We start from the raw sequence: 4,432 nt of genomic DNA on the forward strand, positions 1-4,432 counted from the left end.
AGCCCCCAGACCGAAGCGTTCTCGAACGCGCCGTGGACCAGTACGATCGGCGGTTTTTCTGCAGCGCTGGCGTTAGCGCCAAAGGCGAGACTGGAGGAGATGAGAGCGGCGAGTGCGAATTTCATGGCGAAGATTCCTGGTTTGAGGTTCGAGGCGGCAGGGCCGTCGGGGTAGGCATAGGTTAGGGTTTTAAAAAAAACCAGCCATACCGGAATCTCCGGAATCCATGATGAGCCGTCCGACGCATGCGACGGTATGAACATCGGGGGCGGCCCGGGCGCATAAACGGGAGGGCGCGCTTCCGGATCAGGCTATGCGCGAATGCGGCGGCGGCACATGGGTCATGGCGCGGAGTGAGTCGACCAGTCCGGCGTCCCCGTACTTCGCCAGATAGCGATCGAGAGTCTCGCCGAACGACTCATCGCAAGCCCAGCGCCCCGGGACGGTGGGTGGCGAGTGTTCCTGGACAAAGGCGAGCAGCTCGGCACATTCGTGTCGGTATCCCAGGTCGAGAAAGCGGGCCGCGACGCGCGACATTTCTCCCAGCGGGGCACACGAAAATCCTGTCGCGCCCGGATCCTCGACCTGCAGGCCCGCCGCCGAGCAGGCGAGCTTGAGGCACAGCGCCTCGCGCAGGACGGCGTCGAAGTCGTCGCCCTTGTACCGGCAGCGATCGCTCCACCATGTCCAGTAGTGGATGGTGTCGCCGAGCGCATGAAAGGCCGAAGCGACCAAGGCGACGCCACCCCGCACGGCCGTCTCGCTCACGACCAGGACTACGCTCTCACCGGCCCCGAGCCGCAGCGAGGCGACGGCGGTACCTTCTTCGACGCGGAGCGGCCGCGAGCAGCCCAGATACCACCCTGCCTGCGCCAACAGCTCGGTAGGTGCCGGTTCACCGGCGACGCTATTGCCTCCATGAAGCCCAGCCCCACAGACCATCTCGAACGCCACATCCCCTTCCGTGCAGGTCACGATGCGTACGAAACGGCCCGCCGGAATCGCCTCGGCTTGCCCGGGACGCCCTTCGGCAAGGGCCATGAAATCGACGACACAAAGCTCGCCGGACGCCGTGCGGGCCGTCGATTCAAGAACATTGGTGCCCGGCACGTAGGCGTTGACCCAATGGACATCGCCGTCCATAACGAGGCTTACCAAGGGTTGCTCGTCTCCGGATGCGCCAAGCAGGCCCCTGCCCCGGTCCAGCGCCAGCTGCACCACCGACGCATCGGCCCGGACCCGGCCAAAGCCACGCAGATCGCCAATGGGCAGGCCGTAGGCAGACTGCCGTTCCTGGGTAACGGCGGCACGTATTTGTAGGGACACTTCGTTCTTCCAGGCGCCATGGGGAGGGCGCCGAGCCGCGCGGAGGTTGCAGAAGCGCCTGCCAAGGCGACGTGAATCCCGGGTAAGAGCCGCGACGACGACTTCAGCGATTAATTACGCGGTCCCGTTTACGATTGGCCCAGGCGTAGCGAACGAGGCGTGGCCATGAGCGAGAAAGACCTCCCGGACGTTCCGGGCATCAGCGACTACGAAGGCGCTGCCGGCGGATGGGGCGCCCTGGGTGCGGTGGCGCGCGCCGTCAGCGGCCAACTCGCCCTGGGGCGCGAGTCCATCGCACTACACCGGATGAACCAGCCCACCGGTTTCGATTGCCCGGGGTGCGCGTGGCCAGACCCGAAGGAAACGTCCTCGTTTGAGTTTTGCGAGAACGGTGCTAAAGCGGTCACCTGGGAGGCCACGGCCAAGCGGGTGAAACCGGAGTTCTTCGCCAGGAACAAGGTCGCCGACCTGTGGAACCTCAGCGACTACACCCTCGAAGGCCTGGGGCGGATCACGCACCCGATGGCCTATGACCGTGCAAGCGACACCTACCAGGCGATCGAATGGGACGAGGCCTTCCGTCGCATCGGGGAGGGGCTGCGCGCCCTGCCCGATCCGAACATGGCGGAGTTCTATACATCCGGTCGTGCCTCCAACGAGGCGGCCTTTCTCTACCAGCTGTTCGTCCGCGAATACGGCACGAACAACTTTCCCGACTGCTCGAACATGTGTCACGAAGCCACCAGCGTGGGCCTGCCGAAATCGATCGGCTCGGGCAAAGGCACGGTGCTACTCGAGGACTTCGACCATTGCGATGCGATCTTCTGCATCGGCCACAATCCCGGCACCAATCATCCCCGCATGCTTTCGACGTTGCGCGAAGCCTCGTTGCGCGGCGTGCCTATCGTGGTCCTCAATCCCTTGCCCGAGCGCGGACTGGAGCGCTTCACTTCGCCGCAGCACCCGGTGGAGATGCTGACCAACAGTTCGGTGCGCATCGCATCGACGTATTACAAACTGAAGATCGGCGGCGACGTGGCCGTGCTCAAGGGCATGATGAAGTTCCTGCTCGCCGCCGACCGGGAAGCGATTGCGGCGGGGCAGCCCGGCGTGATCGATCGCGATTTCATTGAAGCGAACACCACCGGCTACGAGGCCCTCGTCGACGATGTCGACGCTACCGGCTGGGACGCCATCGAGGCGAAGTCAGGCCTAAGCCGGGTCGATATCGAAGCTGCCGCCGATATCTACGCCAAGGCCAGCCGCGTGATCGTCTGTTACGGCATGGGTATCACCCAGCACGCCCATGGCACCGAGAACGTGCAGCAGATCGCCAACCTGCTCCTTCTGCGCGGCAACATCGGTCGCCAGGGCGCCGGCATCTGCCCTCTGCGTGGACACAGCAACGTACAGGGCGACCGCACGGTCGGCATTACCGAGAAACCCGACGACGGGCTCAACCGCGGCATCCGCACCACCTACGGCTTCGAGCCACCGGTGGAACATGGCCACGATGCGGTCGCAGCAGTCATCGCCATCCGCGATGGCCGTTCGAAAGCGCTGGTCGCCCTCGGCGGCAACCTCGCCGTGGCCATGCCGGATACCGAAGAAACCTTCGAGGCGATGCGCGGGCTCGATCTGGCGGTGCACATCGCGACCAAACTCAACCGTTCGCACCTCATCCTGGCCAGGCAATCCTTCATCCTGCCCTGCCTCGGCCGCACCGAGCTGGACGTGCAGGCGACGGGTGCGCAGTCGGTCACCGTCGAGGACTCGATGTCGATGGTGCATGCCTCGGCCGGTAGCCTGAAGCCAGCCTCCGAACACCTGCGATCGGAGCCATGGATCGTACGCGGCATCGCRAAAGCGACCCTTCCGCATACGCGGGTCGACTGGGATCGTCTGGTCGGCGATTACGACCTGATCCGCGAAGATATCGAAAAGGTTTTCCCGATCTTCTTCGACTTCAACGAACGTCTTCGCCAGCCAGGTGGCTTTCGCCTGCGCGTGGCGGCGAGCGAACGCGACTGGGCCACGCCGGACAAGCGCGCGAATTTCCTTCTCGCGCGCGGTCTCGACGAAGACCCGGTGCTGGACGAAGGCGACCTGATGCTGACGACGATCCGCTCGCACGACCAGTACAACACCACGATTTACGGGCTGAACGATCGCTATCGCGGTGTAACGGGCAGGCGCGACGTGATCTTCATGCATGCCAAGGATCTCGCCGCCCGTGGCCTCAAGCACGGCGACCGGATCGACGTGGTCGCGACAGGTGTCAATGCCGCCGACGGCAAGCGTCGCGCTGTGGACGGCTTTGTTGCCGTGGAGTACGACATTGCCGAAGGCTCCGTGGCGATGTACTACCCCGAAGGCAATGCGCTCATCGCCCTGGAAAGCCACGACCGCCGTTCCGGCACGCCAGCCTATAAGTCCGTCCCGGTCCGGATCACCGTTTCCGCTGTACAGGGCAAGAAGAAGCCGAAGGGACGGGTCGCGCATGCCGTCTGATCGACAGACGCCCCGCGGCTCGACCACGCGACCGGTCCTGCGTGTCGAACGTGGTGTCGCAACGCCGGACGACGACCGGCTGGCCGAGGAGGTGCCCGTCGCGATGCACTTCGACGGCGAGCCGTTCGCGGTGATGATGGCGACGCCAATGGACCTGGAAGACTTCGCCCGCGGTTTTGCACTGACCGAAGGTCGCGTCGACTCGATCGCGGAGATCGAGCGCATCGATGTGCAGGAGGTCCTCGAAGGGATCACCGTCAACATCCGTACCGCGAAAACCTGCAGGAGCCGCTTCAGCGGCGATGGGCGCTCGCCGGAATCGTCACCGAAGCGCTCCGCAGGGGTCACCGATGACATCAGCTCCTACAAAGAGCGCCTGCCACGCGAGATGCCAGGACGCAGTGGCTGTGGCATCTGCGGAAGCCGGGAGCTGGAAGACGTGGTGCGCCACCCTGAGCCCGTCGGTGCCGGACCGACGATAGGCGTCGATGCGATCGAGCGGGCACTGGAGTCGCTGCGCGCATCGCAGCCGATCAATGCCTTTACCGGCTCGGTCCATGCCGCGGCCTGGGCTTTTCCCGACGGCGCCATTGTC

Annotated in this window: 3 protein-coding genes; 2 read left to right on the forward strand and 1 reads right to left on the reverse strand. The window is 64.7% G+C overall.

The window, feature by feature from the left end; translation table 11 throughout:
* Positions 1–306: 306 nt before the first annotated feature.
* The gene (locus AC1DSN_RS18890) at positions 307–1,326 is read right to left on the reverse strand and encodes a hypothetical protein (RefSeq protein ID WP_477332206.1); all 1,020 of its coding nucleotides are present in this window, start codon (positions 1,324–1,326) and stop codon (positions 307–309) included.
* A 165-nt stretch (positions 1,327–1,491) separates the two neighbouring features.
* Between AC1DSN_RS18890 and AC1DSN_RS18895 the strand changes: the two genes are divergently transcribed.
* Together AC1DSN_RS18895 and AC1DSN_RS18900 are read left to right on the forward strand one after the other, a co-directional pair.
* Positions 1,492–3,837, forward strand: coding sequence for an FdhF/YdeP family oxidoreductase (locus AC1DSN_RS18895; protein ID WP_477295933.1), 2,346 nt, complete (start codon positions 1,492–1,494; stop codon positions 3,835–3,837).
* Positions 3,827–4,432 (forward strand): formate dehydrogenase accessory sulfurtransferase FdhD (locus AC1DSN_RS18900; RefSeq protein WP_477332208.1); only part of this gene is annotated, 606 nt, incomplete at its 3' end. The genes AC1DSN_RS18895 and AC1DSN_RS18900, both read left to right, overlap by 11 nt.

The sequence above is a fragment of the Luteibacter sp. P4_D7_3 genome, from assembly GCF_056401735.1.